This is a genomic window from Shewanella sp. SM68, from assembly GCF_025653925.1.
GTDB lineage: Bacteria > Pseudomonadota > Gammaproteobacteria > Enterobacterales > Shewanellaceae > Shewanella > Shewanella oncorhynchi.
Genome location: NZ_JAKKRU010000001.1, coordinates 277,639 through 294,639 on the forward strand (window position 1 = coordinate 277,639; position 17,001 = coordinate 294,639).

Consider the following 17,001-nt stretch of genomic DNA (forward strand, 5'->3'; position numbering starts at 1 on the left):
TGTTACTCCTGATCAGTCAGACTATTTGCATCAATTAGACCCAGCTCATCACTGCTGATCAGAGCCTGAATATTTACTAAAATGATCATCTTATCCTCGACCGTGGCTAAGCCTTTGAGGTAGCGGCTATCGAACGCCACTCCAAATTCTGGGGCAGGTAAGATTTCCTCCGCCGACAGCTTAATCACATCGGAGACGGCATCGACCACTATGCCGACTATACGTTCAAACACATTGAGCATAATAACAATAGTGAACTCGTTATAAGTGGCGGTTCCAACAGCAAATTTCATACGTAAATCCACTATGGGCACTATGTCACCGCGCAAATTAATCACGCCTTTTATAAAGCTAGGGGCGTTGGCGATTTTAGTGACCGACTCATAACCGCGAATTTCTTTGACGGACATAATGTCGAGGGCATAGTGCTCTTCGCCTAACATAAAGCTTAAAAACTCCACCTCATCATGGGCGTTGTATTCCACTTTGGCGGTCATAGTTGATCGACTCTCCATGGCTATTTCCTTAATTTTTAATGTGCAGAGCGAGCGATTCGACATCGAGGATCAACGCGACGCTGCCATCGCCCATGATGGTGGCGCCGGAAACTCCGGGGATCCTGCGATAATGTTTTTCAAGACTTTTAATCACCACTTGCTGCTGGCCAACTAAGGCATCAACGCACAGGCCAAAGCGCTTGTGGTTGCTTTCGAGCAATACGACTATGCCCTCTTCTGGGCTCTTAGCATTGGGCTCAATTTCCATCAGCTGATAAAGATTGAGCAGAGGTAAGTACTCTTCACGTACTTTTAAGAGTCTTTCTTTGGCGAGAAATTTAAGTTGTTCCGTTTGCGGCTGAATAGATTCTATGATGTGCACTAAGGGCAGAATGTAGATCTGATTTCCCACAGAAACCGTCATACCATCGACAATGGCGAGCGTGAGTGGCAACTGGATTTCAAAGGTTGAGCCTTGGCCCTCAGTGGACTCAATATCAATGCGTCCACCTAAGGCTTCAATATTACGGCGCACCACATCCATACCAACACCACGGCCTGACACATCAGTGACTTCCTCCGCGGTTGAAAATCCTGCGGCAAAAATCAATTGCCAAATTTGCTTGTCGCTACTGTTATCAGCCACTTGCAAACCGTTTTCCCGCGCCTTTTGAATAATGCGCTCACGGTGTAAACCTGCACCGTTATCGTGCACAGCGATAACGATATTACCGCCCCTTTGACTGGCTTTAAGGGATAACACGCCCACTTCGGATTTACCCGCTGCGAGCCGTTTTTCAGGTTTTTCGATACCGTGATCTAAACTATTGCGCACTAAGTGGGTCAGCGGATCGACGAGCTTTTCAATCATTCCCTTATCAATTTCTGTGTTGCCACCTTCAATCACGAGATTGACGTTTTTACCCAGTTGCTCAGAAAGGTCCCTCACTAAACGGTTGAAACGGTTAAACACAAAAGATACCGGCAGCATACGCACCGACATCACTGCCTCTTGCATTTCACGGGTATTACGTTCCAATTCATTGAGTGCGGTCTTGAGTCGCTCACCTAAATCGCCCGTCATCTCGTTACCAATGAGGGTCAACATAGACTGAGTGATCACCAGCTCGCCCGCGAGATTAACCAAAGTATCTATCTTAGAGGTTTCGACCCTTAAGGTGGCATCCTGAGCCGGCGTTGCTGATTTTTTAGTCGCTGTTTTCACCTCTGTGGTATTGGGCTTTGGGGCAACGGATGAGTTTGATGTTGCGTTTGAACTCAGTATTGCAGGCGAGCTTGCTTTCACAGAAGGACTCGTGAGCAGGGTTGAATCAGGTACGGTGGGCTCAGTCGCTTTGGCTTTAAATAAGGTGTTTTTGGATTGGCTACTTCCAGTTTCCTTGGCTTGATGTGCTCGAGTGGTCGCTGGCTTATAAACCTTCTGCACTAGCGGTTTCGAACTTAATAACTCGATTTCATTGGCGAAGGATTCTGGCGTTAATGCTTCAAAAAAACCAAAGCCTAACTCATCATCGTCAATTGTCACATCACACAGATCAGCATTACGCTCTTTATTATTTATCGCACTGTCAGCGCTGATGTCTTCCGCTTGATAAGCCTCATCAAAAAATCCAAAGTCTTCACCTTCGATGGCAATATCACATGCCATTTCATCTTCAAAAAATCCAAAACCCAGATCTTCTGCCTCCACTGGTGCGGTCAGTGTTGCATTTATGATGGGAGTGCTAGCGGCGTCTGTACCATTACGTATCGCAACTGATGAACTAAAAGGCTCACCATTTAACGCTGCGACCAACTGACTTTTACTGTATTCAACCTCCTGCCAATCAATCTGCTCTTCTTCGCGGTACAAGCTCAAGATATGGGATAACGTGTCCACAGTACTCAGCAGTAAATCGATAATAGATGACGTTAATTGGAAGTTACCCTTACGCGTTTTATCCAGCAGGTTTTCCATCACATGGGTGACACTGGTTAATGCGGTAAAACCAAAAATACCACTGCCGCCTTTTATAGAATGTGCAGCACGGAAAATGGTGTTCAGTTCTTCAGGATCGGGAGAAGCAAGGTCCAATGCCAATAGCAATTGTTCCATATTTTCAAGATGTTCATGACTTTCTTCAAAAAAGACCTGATGGAACTCGGCCATATTGATGGACATAGCGCACCCCGTTGCAGTTAACCCAGCACTTTAGCCGTAATAGCCAACAACTTTTGAGGATCAAAGGGTTTTACCATCCATCCCGTCGCACCCGCGGCTTTCCCTTGGGCTTTCATGTCATCGCCCGCTTCCGTGGTGAGCATAATGATCGGCGTACGCATAAATGCCGACATAGCACGTAAGGATTTAATTAAGGTCAGCCCATCCATTCGAGGCATGTTTTGGTCTGTCAGAATGAAGTCAAATCTCTGCCCATTACAGATATCGAGGGCTTCTCGACCATCTTTGGCCAGTACCACTTGATAATTAGCCGATTTAAGGGTCGCTTCGACCATTTGTCGAATCGCTGCGGAATCATCAACAATTAATATTCTTTTACTCATGCGCTATTCCATTATGACTTTAGTTATATTCCCTGGCGGTACTAATTCGTATGTCTTAGATAATGTTTTCACCAGCGATAGACCGCGCCCAGACAACTGAGGAATGTCCGCCATCAAATTTTCATCACCCTCAAAGCCTTTGCCACTGTCAGCCACGCTAATATGTAATTCATCCTGCGATGAACGCCAGATGATGCTCACTTTTACCCAATCATTTTCCGTGAGCCTATCTGCAAAACTGTCCCTAATACTATGGTACAGTTCGAAGCCTTCTGGATCATTTTTTAGTCGAGAATCTAATTTTAGTACACCATGATCAATAGCGTTGCTAAATAACTCTGCGACAACAGTAAAAACCCGTTGACAGAAATTGGTCGCAAATCCCAATATACTGAGAAACTGATTCAATGAACTTAAATAATCAGCGCTGAGTAACATAGGCCCTGCAATACTGACATCCCAGCAGAACTCACCATCCATAATGGCTTTAATACGATTGACATCACGATCTTGATGCCAAGTGTTTAATCGTTCAAAATCTAAGGTACAAATTGTGATGTCATCGGCAATATTTTCAGCAGAACAGTACTCATGCATATTGTTCTCTAAATATTTTATTAAACCACCTGAAAAATGGATAAAAAGATCTTTTAACTTATCAATGCCAAATGGATTGCCGTCATGAGTATATTGCTCTATTAAACCATCACTAAAAAGGCAAGCATGCCCATGGGATGGTAAATCAACCGTAACAATATCCGCTATAAAAGTATGCGGAGGTAAAATACCAAGGGCCATATTTGTCGATTTAAATTTATCGATGGATTGATTACTGACTGAATGAGAATGGTCAGTTTCTTTAATATTGTGGTTTGTTAAACAGTCACCCCCCCCCGTTTGAATATACACGGGGGGCATACCACCATTCCAAATATGTAATTTATTACGATTAAAATCGGCTTCTAAAATAATACAGGCAACAAATCTGTCTTCAGGGTTTTCTCGGTGGAGCTTAGCATTCAGTTCATAAATAAACGTAACTAAAGAAAATCCCTTTGAAACCATGGCCCTAAATGTGCTGGCAACACGCATGATGGGCATGGCTGCACTCAGGCCATGACCCGTTGAATCGGCGAGAATTAAGAAGAAATTGCCATTAGGCGCTATGCCATTGAGGATAATATCACCGCTAAAATTGGCACTGGCTTGGCAATAAGTATGTACAAAATCAAAGTCAGTATTATCAATATTGACTAAGTGCTCAAATAAATGCCGGGCCATGTGTTCTTCTCGGGCCTTTTCATAAAGCATTTTTTCAAGTTCAATTCTTTGATGCTCTACTTTATGCTGAAGTTGCACCCGGGTAAGTAAACATTCAACCTTGTACCAAAATATTTCAACATTTATCGGTTTAACAACAAAATCCAAAACCCCCATTCTAAAACAGGCTAATACGGATTGATTTTCTTTTGTCTCGCTCATGACTATAACAGGTGTTTCTTTTTTATCCTTATTTAACTTGTCCAGTAACGCCAGTGCGGTACCATCCTTTAACCAATAGTTAATCAGAATTAAATCAACCGTATTTTGCGTTATTTCAAATAAACCTTCTTCTAGATCACTACAGACAATGACGTTGTAACCTTTGCTATGAATAAAGTCACTTATCCTTTGACTCGCAATAGCGTCATCATCGATAACTAAAATAAAATGTTCCGGCTGAGTAAGCGATACCATAATGAGTGTTACTCTATGATGTAGATTTTCTGCATATTGGCAATACTAAGGATTTCATTCGCCTGACCATGTGCACCTTTTACAGACGTAGAAATATGTAACTCCTGCGCCTTACGATGCAGCAATACCATCATGCCTAAAGCAGAACTATCGAGGTAAAGCACTCGACTAAAATCTAAAATAATATGGTTAACCTCTGGAAGCGTTAAAATATCTTGATAATCACTGGTGAATTTCTTGTGGTAATAAAAGTCAAAGCGCTCTGGCAATGAAATAACTTTAATATTTGACATTGTGTTATCCCTAATTAAAAGAGTTCAATTTCACCACAGGTAATTTGATCCCTTGAAACGGGATTATGAGTCTCCTGACGTCGGCGACTCATTTGTATTGTGATGTCATCACCCTTAATGCCAAACTCCTGTTGTGACATAGTGGTGACGCGATTGAGCGATTCTTTTAAATGGTTTAGGGACTGATTTGTGTAAATCAGGCTTTGGGAAGTAATATCACTGAACTGCAATCCCCGAATAGTATCCGAGATGGCTTGTTCTAGTTCATGTGCCGATGAATCGATACGTTCAATCACTTGAGAATCCTTCTCTGCTTTAACGATAATCTGCCTTAGTGCAGTATCTATATCCTTTTTTGCATCAATAATATAAGTCATATCTTGAGCGGCGACTTTACTCACGTGTACGGTTAATTGCTCAATCTGAATTTGAATTGATTTAAGCTGTTTTTGTATGCTTTCACTAAAACCTGCGCTACGAGTAGATAAAGCGCGCACTTCATCTGCCACAACGGCAAAGCCCCTACCCGCATCACCCGCCCGCGCCGCTTCAATTGCCGCATTTAAAGCCAGCAAATTAGTCTGGGACGAGATTTGATCTATGTCTTGCAAGGCTTTCATCGCTTGAGGCATAGACTCGTAGATGAGATTTACTTTTTCCAACAACTCCATAGTTGATGCCGACATTTCTATGGTGGATTGAATAAAACGCTCTAACGTCATTGAGGTATTATTGGCAAATTGCTTCATTTGATCTGAATGGAATAACTCAGCATCATCCGTACTTTGGACAAGCGCTGAAATAAATCCTGTCTGCTCCGTCATTAACCGCCCTAAACCATCGAATGACTCACCGAGCAAATTGACTGCGTCACCTTGCACCGCTAGCACACTGTCAATGTTAGCCTCGCAGCCGTTAAGCGTCGTGATTGACTCTTGGTACAGACTGATATGGGCTTGCCAATCTGCGGCAAGTTGGTTATTGAAGGACTTATCATCATGCTGTTGAACTGACTGCATTTGCTGGTGCTGATAAAATTGCCACAGCAACATCATCAATACAGAAATAACCGGACCAATAGCCCACAATGTTATCAAACTCAGCGAATATCCAACGCCTGCCGCTAGCACCGCAACGACCCCATCCTTGTATGTCATATGGACTTCACAATAATTGTACAGTGATTAAAAAGTAGTTTCATATTGGGTGATTTTCAAACACGAAAGTGAAATTATTCACATTGTTACGTGTCGCAATGCGGAAAATGCAGTTATCGCGATAGAAATCCCCATCATTGAGCGCTAATTCTCAGTAAATTACCGTAAATTCATGATTTGCTAATAAACTTGTCTTAATGGAACCCGAAACTTAACTGTGCAGTCCTCATACCCTAGGTTACACTGGAAGCGTCATGGATTGGGATGGGATCGCTTATGAGTCAACGTACATTAAACTCCTTATTTAAACCGACTTCCGTTGCTATTATCGGCGCTTCGAATACCGAAAAACGCGCGGGTAATGTGCTGATGAAAAACCTACTATCGAGTGGTTTTTCGGGGCCTATCATGCCAGTCACCCCTAAGTATCGGGCAGTGATGGGCGTGCTCGCCTATCCCAATATTGAAGCCTTACCCATCAAACCCGATTTAGCGGTTATTTGTACCCGCGCTTGCCGTGTGCCCGCCATCGTTGAAACCCTTGCGCAATTTGGCTGTAAGGTGGCCATTATTATGGCAGCAGGGATGGCGCAGGAATTTAACGAAGATGGCGTGAGCCTGCTCGACCTTGCCATGCAAAATGCTAAGCGTTACGGGATGCGCATTCTGGGGCCAAATAGCTTAGGAATGCTATTACCCCCATTGGGATTAAACGCCAGCTTAGCCCACGCCAGCGCCCTACCGGGCAAAATAGCCTTTGTGTCTCAATCGGCCGCCATTTGTACAACGGTACTCGATTGGGCCAATAACAAAGGTATTGGCTTTTCCTCCTTTATCTCCCTCGGTGATGCCACCGACATTAACTTTGACGAACTGCTCGATTACCTTGGCCGCGATAGCCGCACCAGCGCCATCATGCTTTATATCGACTCGGTGAATGAGAAGCGCCATTTCCTCTCGGCTGCTAGAGCCGCTTCACGCAATAAACCAATTCTAGTGATTAAATCAGGCCGCAGCGCCGAAGGTGCCCGCGCCGCAAAATTGCATACGGGCGGTGTTGGCGGTAACGATGCCGTGTATGAAGCGGCGTTTCGCCGTGCAGGTATGTTGCGGGTTAACGATTTAATTGAACTGTTTGCCGCGGTTGAAAGTTTAGCGCATTCCAATCCGCTGCAAGGTGAGCGCTTAGGGATTATCAGTAACGGTGGCGGCCCCGCGGTGTTAGCGGTGGATGAACTCATTATGCGCGGCGGTAAACTGGCGGAGTTATCAGAAGATACCATAGCCAAATTAGAAGCCGTGTTACCTAATACTTGGTCAAGGCAAAACCCCATCGATATCATTGGTGATGCGAACGCGTCACGATATGCTAAAGCTTTGACTATCTTGATGGATTCCAATGAACTTGACGCTATTTTGGTCTTGCACTCCCCTTCAGCACTCGGTGAAAGTGTTGAGATAGCTGATGCTTTGGTGAGTGTGATCCACGCGCATCCCAAAAAGAATCGTCTCAATATTTTGACGAACTGGAGCGGTGAAGACTCGGCTTATCAGGCACGAAAACGCTTCACTAAGGGCGGCATATCCACCTACCGTACACCCGAAGGTGCTGTGGGTGCCTTTATGCACATGGTTGAATACCGTCGTAACCAAAAACTGCTGCAAGAAGTGCCGCAATCGATCCCCGATAATATTCCGACAGATAGCCTCACGGCGCGCAAATTACTGCAAGCGGCTCAAGCTAAAGGAAAATCGGTACTGGAAACCCATGAGGCCAGCCCTATTTTGCGTGCTTATGGGCTTAACACCATAGACACTTGGTTTGTGAAAGATGCCGATGAAGCGGTGGCCATTGCGAATGAAGCGGGCTATCCCTTAGCGTTAAAAGTGCAATCCCCTAACATCTTGCATAAGTCCGATGTGCACGGAGTGATGCTCAATTTAACCTCGGCTGAAGATATCCGCCACGCCGCGAATGCGATTACCCAGAGGGTGCATCAAGCCAATCCCGAAGCCATTATTGAAGGCATGATAGTGCAGAAAATGGCGTTGACCGCTGGCGCACAGGAAATCCGCGTGGCCGTGATAAGCGATCCCGTCTTTGGTCCGGCGATTTGCCTTGGCGAAGGTGGCTCAGAATGGGACCCTACCAATGATGCTGCCGTTGCCCTGCCTCCCCTGAATATGGCACTGGCGCGTTATATGGTGATCCAAGCGTTAAAGACCCATAAGTTAAAGGACAGACATTTACCACTGGGTCTAGACATGAATGCCCTGTGCGTGATGTTAACACAAATATCCCACATTATTATCGATTGTCCTGAAATCGCCTCGTTAGATTTAAACCCAGTACTGGCCGCGGGTGAAAACATCACTCTGCTCGATGTGAATATCCGTTTGCATGATGCCAATGCCGACAGTTCATCGCGGATGGCCATCATGCCCTATCCGAAGGAATTAGAAGAATTCGCCGAGCTTAAAAATGGCCTTAAGGTAATGCTAAGGCCGATTTTGCCCGAAGATGAACCTAAACATTTGGCCTTCGATAATTCGCTATCCGATGAAGACAGATACAAACGCTATTTTGGGGTGCGCTCGAAAATGACCCATGAAGAAATGGCGGTATTAACTCAAATCGATTACGCCCGTGAGATGGCCTTTATCGCCACGGCTAAGGGACCCGATGGCGATGACATCACCTTAGGTGCCGTGCGTGCATCTATTGACCCTGATAATACCGAGGCCGAGTTTGCCATGGCGGTGCGTGGCGATCATCAAGGTATAGGGTTAGGTAAGTTGTTACTCGAAAAACTAATCAAATATTATCAGGCCAACGACACGCCCGTGCTCACTGGCTTTACCATGTTTGAGAATCGCAATATGGCCAGTCTTGCCAAGAGTCTCGGTTTTAAAGTGACCTTCGATATGGAGGAGCATTTGATCAAAATGCACATGGATTTAAAACCGCCCAGTGATCAATAGCACCTACCCAGACGAACAAAAACGCCGCAAATCATTGCGGCGTTTTTTTATCCTAAGTAAATGATTATTTAGCGAAATAACGACCTAGCTAATACTTAACGCCTTGAAAAATCGACACTCGCCCCCACATTCTCAGCCTCTAACACAGTTACGACCTTCGGACTTAGCTTGGTACAGTGCTTTATCGGCGCGACTAAACAGCGTTTCAGCATCATCCCCCTGTTGCAATGAGGCCATCCCAATCGAGACAGTAATCGCGCCAAGGGAAAGCTTTTTGTCTTTCCCTACCGTTAAGCGCCGCTCAGAAATACGTTCACGCAGATTTTCAGCCACTTGCAATGCGTCGTGAAAATGGGTGTTAGGTAGCACCACCACAAATTCTTCGCCGCCATAACGCGCAACAAAGTCATCCCCACGCACACATTGCTTTAAGGCTAATGCGACATAGGCCAATACTTTATCGCCGGTCAAATGGCCATAGGTGTCGTTAAAGGCTTTAAAGTTATCGATATCAATCAGTAAGAGACTACAGCGGGTCTGGTGATCTTGTGAACGGTAGATTTGATCCTGAATACTCAATTCATAGGCGCGGCGATTATGCAGAGACGTTAATTGGTCTGTCATCGCTGCGAGGCTAAGATTTTCCATTTCCGACTTAAGATTTTGTACTTCTTGACCCATGGTACACAGACTTTGCTCCATCTCACGGTTGTTGATAAGTAGCATCTGCATCTCATCGACCACACCATCAACCAGCTCGTTCAAGGTATTGATATCGGGATTAGTCTGTAATCGCAAACCAAACTCGGCTAATGAGCCAGAAAATGCCGCGGTTCCTTGACTCAACTGGCTGATTTTATTCAACAGGCTATTGATCAAGATTTGTGTTTCAATCTGAACATTTTCAATTACTTCTGGTGACTGTTCTTGGATAAAGGTTTTATAAAGACTGGTATTAACTTCCTTGGTAAAAGAGACAGAATTCGCCAAAAAACCATCAATCGCGCGATTTAAATCGAGATTTGTACCTGCAAAATATTCATACCAAACAGTGTAATTTTCAGGAGTAACAGGAATATCGAGGGCAGACATTTGCGGCACGGCCAAACGCAAAATTTGCGCGGCAGAATCAAGTTCTTTATTTTCTGCAGTAGAAGACATAAATCGCGAACCATAGATTTGTTATGTTTTTGTATACATTAAGTTAACTCAACTGATTCGATTTGGATATGGGAGAAATCAATTATTATGACAGGGAGCAAAAGAAAAGAGGATGTTGCCATCCTCTTCCTCATCACGGTACCGAACCAACTAGAACGAGCTAAACCTCGCGACAATTAAGTCCACAATTAACCGCGGCAGCGAGCAAAGATATCTAATTCAGGCTGATATACCTCAGTTTTGATATTCATTAGTCCCAATAGACTATCGAATAAATTGTCATGGGAGAAACCACCTTTCGCCGCATGCTCAGCCAAACAATCCATATCCAATTGATTATCTTTGCTAAAATCTTTTGACACCCAAGCAAGCATAGGAATGCTCGTCTGCTCAATCGGTGCGATACTGTAAGGCGCGCCATGTAAATACATGCCTTTTTCACCTAAAGACTCGCCATGATCGCTCAGATACAACATGGCTGGATCAAATTTATCTTGTTGGTTTTCTAACTTTTTAACCACTTCGCTAATAATATAGTCAGTGTACAAAATACTATTGTCATAGGTATTCATCAGCTCATCTTCACTGCAGTTTTGTATATCACTGCGCTGACAATCCGGTGTGAACTTACGGTGTTCTGCTGGATAACGTAAGAAATAAGTCGGGCCATGACTACCAATAACATGCAATACAATCACAGTATCTTTGCGTTCTGCGTTGGCTAAGGCTTCATCTAATTTGTTCAGTAACACTTGATCGAAACAATATTGGCCAGTGCACAACTGAGGATCACTGTTCAAATCAATGGTTATGTTTTCAACTTGGTCACACACCCCTTTACAGCCAGAATCATTGTCAAACCACTGCACTTTAATACCACCATGATCCAACACATCAACGGCGGTGTCTTGAGCATAGGCACGGCGTGAATCGTAATCTTCCCGTCCCATGCGAGAAAACATGCAAGGCAAAGATACCGCCGTTGCCGTGCCACATGAATGGGTATCTTTAAAGACTATTAATCCTTGGTCTTGGGTATGGGCGTTGGTTGGCTTGTCGTAGCCATAATACTGATAACTCATTGAACGCGCGGTTTCCCCCACGACGAGGACTAATAAATTCGGTTTACCATTTGAGTTGGCACTGACATTTTTTGCATCGAGGCCAAGTTGCTGATATTCCATTGGCGTTTGCAAGTACTGCACATTGATGTACTTAGACACAGCACCGATAAAATATGTCGGCACGATGTAACGTTTTAGCTCGTCGTTGTTACGGCCAAAGGCCGCGTAATCTTGAAAATAGAAGAAAGCAATAATGCCCAGTCCCGCCAACATCGCCAGCATAAAAAGCACTTTATGCAGTAGTTCTTTTAGGAAAGGTTTGTACTGAATATCCGCTTTATAGATAAGGTACGCGGGTAAAATCCCAGTCAGTAACATATTCATTATCGAAGCAAAATTCACATACATGAACGCTTCGGCATGATTGGTTTGAAAAGTGTTTTCTATCATGCCGTAATCGAAGACGACATTGTATTGGTAGGCAGCGAAGAACACACTCGATGATAACAAGGTGAGTAAGATGAAAAACGGTTTAACGAGATACTTCACCGTAAATAAGGAAAATACAAAACTGAGTGCAAAGGTTAAAAACAACGGCACTGTAGCGATGAAGATAGGATCGACATCAGGTTGTTTTTCAATGCCTTTCTTAATGATGCCAAACAATGGGATATTGAAAATACAGACGTAAAATAACGCTGTGATAAAAGTGAATCGATTCACCGATAGAGTCTTAAATCTTGCTAACACTGATAGCTCTCACTCAAATTAGTTGTTTGTCGAGAATAACTTAGTATTCTTAAGGTAGTCTTAGCCTTTGACAGTGAAATTTTTTCGCAATAGTAGCAAGCTCTCGGCAATGGCTCAAATTATCTGTGGGTATTGTTAACATTAAATAATAAACTTAAAAAAACGGCCGAACCTCAATAAGTTCGACCGTTTTCTGCTCCCCAACCTATTAGGGTCTTGCTCGGTTTTACCAGTGAAGAGTTAACAATTCATGCTAACCCAGCGGTAATTATCTTAATTGCTGTAATAAGTAGGCAAACGCCATTGAATTAAGTTCCGCAGCTTGATTATTATCTGCAGCGCCGGCGTGGCCACCTTCAATATTTTCGTAGTACAAGACATCAATTCCCATGTCTTTCATCTTAGCAACCATCTTACGGGCGTGACCTGGGTGAACCCTATCATCACGGGTCGATGTGGTGAAAAAGACCTTTGGATAATGCACGTCTTTATGCAGATTATGGTACGGAGAGTACGTTTTAATGTAAGCCCATTCCTCAGGAATATCCGGATTACCATATTCGCCCATCCAGCTGGCACCGGCGAGTAACTTATTGAATCTAAACATGTCAAGCAGAGGTACTTGGCACACGACAGCGTTGTACAGATCAGGCCTGCGGGTAAATGCCGCCCCCATTAACAGGCCACCGTTGCTGCCACCTTGGATGCCTAAATGTTTGCTTGACGTGATTTTACGGGCAATCAAATCTTCCGCTATTGCCTCGAAATCCTCATAGGCTTTATGTCGATTTTGCTTTAACGCCGCTTGATGCCAAGCTGGGCCATATTCGCCACCGCCACGAATGTTAGATAACACATATACGCCGCCCTGCTCTAACCAATTCTTACCAATGGTGGCCGAATAGGATGGACGCAGTGAGACTTCAAACCCACCGTAGCCATAAAGTAGCGTAGGATTAGTGCCATCTAACTTAAGATCCTTAGCCATCACCACAAAGTACGGTACTTTAGTGCCATCTTTAGACGTCGCAAAGTATTGCTCAGTTTTAAACTTATCCGCAGCAAACTGTTGCGGCATACCTTTAATTTTCTTCGGATTTAAGGTTTTTGCATTAACCGTATAGAGGCTTGAAGGCTCAAGAAAACTGGTGTAATTCACGAAAAAATCATCACTGTCTTGCTCAACGTCCATTACCGTCAGGGCGCCATTCGCTTCGAATGGGACTTGGGTGCTTTGCCAAGCGCCCTTTTCGTCTTGCTCATACCGCACTAATTTGCTTTTCACATTATCGAGCCAATTCACGAAAATCGCACTCTTACTAAAACTAAGCTGCGCTATCGATGCGGTCTGAGTCGGGCTCACAAATAAACTGAATTTGGCTTTTTGGGCGATAAGATCCGCCACATCGGCATACACGACCGCGCCTTGCTTAAAGTTACCGTCTTTGTTGGTTAAATCGCTCTTTAACTCAATAAATAACTTACCTTTAAAATAACCTTTAATCTCAGCATCTTGAGGTAATGGCAACCCTATGAGTTTGCCATCTTGATAGACATATTGGCTGGCGGTATAAAAAGTATGTGCCTCAGTGACTAAACTCAGCGGCGTTTTATCATCGAATAAAACCCAGCCTGATACTGCGACTGAGGTTTTGTCACCAGTGAAAATCGGTTTCGCTTGCTCGAGTGCTGTACCACGTTGCCAGAGTTTCACCTCCCGTGGATAACCTGAGTCAGTCATGCTTTGACCATCACCAAAATCAGTACCGACAAAGGCGTGGTCTTTATCTATCCAGCTCAGACTTGATTTGGCTTCTTTTAAAAAGAATGGCTTATCTTTGGTGGCAACAAAGGATTTAGTATTTAAATTAAATTCTCGCACTTCCACCGCATCGGCACCGCCGCGGGAAAGTGAGACAAAACAGCGCTCATTTTCGGGATACTGACAGCTAATATCCTTAAATACCCAATTGACGGATTCAGCTTTACCTAAGGCATCGATATCAAGCACAGTCTCCCATTTGGGATCGGGTTTAGCATATTCTTCCATGGTAGTACGGCGGTAAATACCGCGCACATGGGTGTCATCCTTCCAAAAGTTGTATAACTTGTCGCCAATGTGGGTCGCGTAGGGAATGCGTTCTTTATCGTTCAGGATGGCGAGACTGTTCGCCACTAAGGTATCAAAACCTTTAAACGCTTTAATTTCGGCGGCAGATGCAGCATTTTGGGTTTTCACCCATTCCATCGGCTTTGCGCCTTCAACATCTTCTAACCAAATGTATTTATCTTCTTCTGCGTGAAGTTGACCGCTCATACCGAGCACTCCTGCAATGCACCAAGGCAGTAATTTATTATTCATTCTATTCCTTTTAAACAAAGTCCATCTTGAGATCTGCCCTTACATTACCTTAATTAATATCCAGTTCAACTATTAATCCAACAAGAATGTAACAAAAGGTAAGGTACTGTAATAGCAGATGATTAATCTAGAATGAATCGCGTTTTTAAAAATGTCATGCTATAAAAAAGCGTCCACGAGGGACGCTTTTTAGTGGATGAAATAGGGTAAATTAAAACTCGTTATTCATACGAGACAACAAATTGAGCAGTACGATTCGTTCCTCACTGCTCATTTTAGCGGTGAGATCTGTAGTGAGTTGTAGATGTAATGCATCATGTTCGAGGAACAAAGTTTGGCCCTTTTCGGTTAACTCCACCAGAATCGAACGACGATCGGTTTCATGGGGACGACGTACAACCCACTCAGCTTCAACCATTTTGTCAATTTGAACCGTTAGTGTACCTGTTGTGACACCAATTTTATCCGCCAGTTCTTTCATCCTCATAGCGCCGTGCACGCCGAGTAACTCAATGGTGTGCACCTGCGATAGGCTAAAACCTTTGTCACGCACAATGGCGTGTTCCCAAGACGACAGCTTTTCGTAAAATTCAATAATCACATGATTTAATGCATGATCTGTTGAATGTGCGGCCGTTGAATGAGCAGTCGTTGAATTCAGGTTTGATGAATGATGATGTTCAACAGTCATTTAGGCTTCCTTAGCCATACACTCGCGCTGACGGCAAGTATGGAGTTCAATAGTGATATGGGCCAATTCAGGAAATTGTGACAGTAACAGGTTAAAATAACTGACATCTTTCGGTGAATGGGACACGATAGACACCATAATAGCATGGTGATCGGCACTCACTCGCCAAAGATGTAAATCGGCCACTTGATGATCCGGTACGGCCTCAAGGGTTTCTACAACTTTACGCTGTAATGACGCTTTAACACCACCGTCAAGTAAGATAGGACTCGTTTGCTGAATGAGTCCCCATGACCAACGGCTAATAATCACAGCACCCACTATACCCATAACCGGATCGAGCCAAGTCAGTCCCATGTATTTACCAAACAACAAGGCCGCAATGGCGAGCACTGACGTTAACGCATCGGCTAATACGTGAAAATAGGCGGCGCGTAGGTTGTGATCATGACCACCGTGTGCCTTCTGACTCTCATGCTCATGCTCATGCTCATGCTCATGCTCATGCTCAGCAGCATGGTGCTCCTGTTTATGATGGCAATGGCTATGATCTTGATGACTTTCATCGTGTACATGTGAGTCATCATGTGTATGTGGACCCGCACCATGTGAATGAGCCGTATGGACGTGATCGTCATGAGAGGAGTGTGCTTCGCAGCTGTGATGAGCATGCTCGTCTTCATGATCATCTTGATGTCCATGATCGTGACTATGACCATGAGTGTGCCCATGGTCGTGGGTATGGTGATCTTTGAGTAAAAATACACTCAGCACATTAACGCTCAAACCTATGACAGCCACAAATATGGCTTCGTTAAAATGGATTTGCTCAGGATTAATCAGTCGCATTCCCGATTCAATCAACATCACCAGTGCCACAAGTCCTAGCGCTATTGCGCTGGTATAACCGCCAAGCACACTCACTTTGCCAGTACCGAAAGCAAATGCAGGATCGTTAGCGTGTTTACGGGCATACGAATAGGCGAATAAAGTGATCATAAAGGCCGCGGCATGGGTTCCCATGTGCCAACCGTCGGCGAGCAGTGCCATAGAACCGTAGATGGTTCCGGCAGCAATTTCAGCCACCATAGTGATCACGGTTAAATACAGTACATAGCGAGTGTTCTTCTCGCCATCGCGGTTCTGACTCGAAAACTCATGGGCGTGCTGCCACTGGGCGAGTGAGTGCCCTTGGCGGCTTCCCGTAGTAGCTTGATGCCCTGTCGCTTGCTCGGCTGTCATTGATTTCATTGTATGGCCCCTGTTCCATTTCTATCGCTATTAATGGTGAAAAACTCGTCGCTTGAATTATAGTTTGAAAATCAAAATATATGAAGATCAAATTAACTATTTATCAAGATATACTGTTTTCAAACTTTTAAACGTGTATTTGAATCCCCATAATGCATCAGCCCTCCTGCCATCAGTCGAGACACTGATATGTAAATTAAGATAGGCAGCTAGACTAGGCAAAGGATATCAGGCAAGGTTTAATGGATTAGCGCTTGATTTATGAGTAAAAACAGCTCACATAGCTGAGTTAGATTGGCTTTATTACAGCCTTATGCAGTTATAGACAGACACAGCGGTGGCTTTTCAGTGCAAGTTGAAATCCAAGTTTTAAGGTTTTTATCTAGGCTATTTCGTATATTTTTCGCATGATATGAGTCATAAAACAGCCACAGCAAAGAATTGAAATAGCTGCGAACTTAACAAAATAAGTCATTGGAAAGTGTAATTAA

General features: G+C 44.1%; 12 protein-coding genes. 1 reads left to right on the forward strand and 11 read right to left on the reverse strand.

Annotated features, from left to right (window positions below; genetic code table 11):
• Nucleotides 1-2 precede the first annotated feature (2 nt).
• From L5M40_RS01250 to L5M40_RS01275, 6 genes are read right to left on the reverse strand one after another with little or no spacing between them, the layout of a single operon-like run.
• Nucleotides 3-515: a chemotaxis protein CheW gene (locus L5M40_RS01250; protein WP_049821692.1), complete on the reverse strand. Its 513-nt coding sequence runs from the start codon at nt 513-515 to the stop codon at nt 3-5.
• A gap of 10 nt (nt 516-525) precedes the next feature.
• Entirely contained in the window at nt 526-2,679 is a 2,154-nt protein-coding gene (locus L5M40_RS01255; RefSeq protein WP_263177191.1) for a chemotaxis protein CheA, read from the reverse strand.
• Between the two features lie 17 nt (nt 2,680-2,696).
• Nucleotides 2,697-3,062 carry a response regulator gene (locus tag L5M40_RS01260; protein WP_028759902.1) on the reverse strand — a complete coding sequence of 122 codons (366 nt, stop codon included), beginning with the start codon at nt 3,060-3,062 and terminating at the stop codon, nt 2,697-2,699.
• Nucleotides 3,063-3,065: 3 nt separating this feature from the next.
• Entirely contained in the window at nt 3,066-4,799 is a 1,734-nt protein-coding gene (locus L5M40_RS01265) for a SpoIIE family protein phosphatase (RefSeq protein ID WP_263177190.1), read from the reverse strand.
• A gap of 8 nt (nt 4,800-4,807) precedes the next feature.
• Nucleotides 4,808-5,092 carry an STAS domain-containing protein gene (locus L5M40_RS01270; protein ID WP_028759900.1) on the reverse strand — a complete coding sequence of 95 codons (285 nt, stop codon included), beginning with the start codon at nt 5,090-5,092 and terminating at the stop codon, nt 4,808-4,810.
• A gap of 14 nt (nt 5,093-5,106) precedes the next feature.
• Complete coding sequence (locus L5M40_RS01275) at nt 5,107-6,249, reverse strand: methyl-accepting chemotaxis protein (RefSeq protein WP_263177189.1); 1,143 nt, start codon at nt 6,247-6,249, stop codon at nt 5,107-5,109.
• 276 nt (nt 6,250-6,525) lie between these two features.
• Here L5M40_RS01275 and L5M40_RS01280 point away from each other — a divergent pair, with 276 nt between their 5' ends.
• Complete coding sequence (locus tag L5M40_RS01280) at nt 6,526-9,231, forward strand: acetate--CoA ligase family protein (protein WP_105252534.1); 2,706 nt, start codon at nt 6,526-6,528, stop codon at nt 9,229-9,231.
• Nucleotides 9,232-9,363: 132 nt separating this feature from the next.
• Here L5M40_RS01280 and L5M40_RS01285 read toward each other — a convergent pair whose 3' ends face one another.
• The 5 genes from L5M40_RS01285 to L5M40_RS01305 form a co-directional block, all read right to left on the reverse strand.
• Nucleotides 9,364-10,392: a GGDEF domain-containing protein gene (locus tag L5M40_RS01285; protein ID WP_028759897.1), complete on the reverse strand. Its 1,029-nt coding sequence runs from the start codon at nt 10,390-10,392 to the stop codon at nt 9,364-9,366.
• A gap of 188 nt (nt 10,393-10,580) precedes the next feature.
• Entirely contained in the window at nt 10,581-12,206 is a 1,626-nt protein-coding gene (locus L5M40_RS01290) for a phosphoethanolamine transferase (protein ID WP_263177187.1), read from the reverse strand.
• A 268-nt stretch (nt 12,207-12,474) separates the two neighbouring features.
• Complete coding sequence (locus L5M40_RS01295; RefSeq protein ID WP_173244780.1) at nt 12,475-14,568, reverse strand: prolyl oligopeptidase family serine peptidase; 2,094 nt, start codon at nt 14,566-14,568, stop codon at nt 12,475-12,477.
• Nucleotides 14,569-14,779: 211 nt separating this feature from the next.
• On the reverse strand, nt 14,780-15,259 hold the full coding sequence (locus tag L5M40_RS01300) for a MarR family winged helix-turn-helix transcriptional regulator (RefSeq protein WP_028759894.1): 480 nt from the start codon (nt 15,257-15,259) through the stop codon (nt 14,780-14,782).
• A complete protein-coding gene (locus tag L5M40_RS01305; RefSeq protein WP_263256185.1) occupies nt 15,260-16,510 on the reverse strand; it encodes a cation diffusion facilitator family transporter in 1,251 nt (416 codons plus the stop codon).
• Nucleotides 16,511-17,001 lie beyond the last annotated feature (491 nt).

Excerpts from the sequence above, each read along its gene's own strand:
- L5M40_RS01305 (WP_263256185.1), bottom strand. The coding sequence starts at position 16,510 with ATGAAATCAATGACAGCCGAGCAAGCGACAGGGCATCAAGCTACTACG.
- L5M40_RS01255 (WP_263177191.1), bottom strand. The coding sequence starts at position 2,679 with ATGTCCATCAATATGGCCGAGTTCCATCAGGTCTTTTTTGAAGAAAGT.
- L5M40_RS01295 (WP_173244780.1), bottom strand. The coding sequence starts at position 14,568 with ATGAATAATAAATTACTGCCTTGGTGCATTGCAGGAGTGCTCGGTATG.
- L5M40_RS01285 (WP_028759897.1), bottom strand. The coding sequence starts at position 10,392 with ATGTCTTCTACTGCAGAAAATAAAGAACTTGATTCTGCCGCGCAAATT.
- L5M40_RS01275 (WP_263177189.1), bottom strand. The coding sequence starts at position 6,249 with ATGACATACAAGGATGGGGTCGTTGCGGTGCTAGCGGCAGGCGTTGGA.
- L5M40_RS01250 (WP_049821692.1), bottom strand. The coding sequence starts at position 515 with ATGGAGAGTCGATCAACTATGACCGCCAAAGTGGAATACAACGCCCAT.
- L5M40_RS01260 (WP_028759902.1), bottom strand. The coding sequence starts at position 3,062 with ATGAGTAAAAGAATATTAATTGTTGATGATTCCGCAGCGATTCGACAA.
- L5M40_RS01300 (WP_028759894.1), bottom strand. The coding sequence starts at position 15,259 with ATGACTGTTGAACATCATCATTCATCAAACCTGAATTCAACGACTGCT.
- L5M40_RS01270 (WP_028759900.1), bottom strand. The coding sequence starts at position 5,092 with ATGTCAAATATTAAAGTTATTTCATTGCCAGAGCGCTTTGACTTTTAT.
- L5M40_RS01265 (WP_263177190.1), bottom strand. The coding sequence starts at position 4,799 with ATGGTATCGCTTACTCAGCCGGAACATTTTATTTTAGTTATCGATGAT.
- L5M40_RS01280 (WP_105252534.1), top strand. The coding sequence starts at position 6,526 with ATGAGTCAACGTACATTAAACTCCTTATTTAAACCGACTTCCGTTGCT.